The sequence below is a fragment of the Paenibacillus dendritiformis genome, assembly GCF_015845845.1.
Taxonomy (GTDB): domain Bacteria; phylum Bacillota; class Bacilli; order Paenibacillales; family Paenibacillaceae; genus Paenibacillus_B; species Paenibacillus_B dendritiformis_C.
Genome location: NZ_LDIG01000013.1, coordinates 1 through 534 on the forward strand (window position 1 = coordinate 1; position 534 = coordinate 534).

1 protein-coding gene is annotated in these 534 nt (G+C 62.7%); it reads right to left on the reverse strand.

The genetic code is table 11. The features are described 5' to 3' along the window. Window positions 1-134 precede the first annotated feature (134 nt). A partial coding sequence (locus tag ABD76_RS00105; protein ID WP_197253208.1) for a hypothetical protein occupies window positions 135-534 on the reverse strand: 400 nt, incomplete at its 5' end.

The following is a 534-nucleotide window of genomic DNA, read 5'->3' on the forward strand; positions in this document are numbered from 1 at the left end:
CGCAATATTTTCGTCCGGCGCATGGCTTCCTGCCACGGGCGTTCCGCACGTCACCACGGGTTTCCAAGCAGCCACAACGACGAGAGGCAGGCCCATATGAGCCTGCCTCTCGCAGCGTCATCGGCGTTGCACGATCACTCCGCGGACGCCGTTTCCACATAATTGGCCGGGTAGAATGCCAAGGACTCGCGCAAACCCTTGTAATACGCATCGTTGCGATACCTGGCGAAGGCCGGATCGTTGGCAAGCAGGTTCTCGCGGATCGCCACCTTGATCGGACCGGTGCGCTCGTAGGCCTCCGCGTCCCGATACTGCGCGGCCCAGATTGAATCACCGACGTTGCCGTTCGCGTCGCGCTCGATGAAAAGGCGGTAGCCACGCAGGACCCCTGCCTTGTGCTGCCCATCCAGCAGGGGTGCCATGTAACCGTCCAGGAAGTCCTCATACGCGTTCGCGTTGGCTGGCGCGCTGGGGATTCCGTGGATGTGGACCAGATAATGCGAACCCGCGCGGTCCTGGGTATGCGTCCCCCCG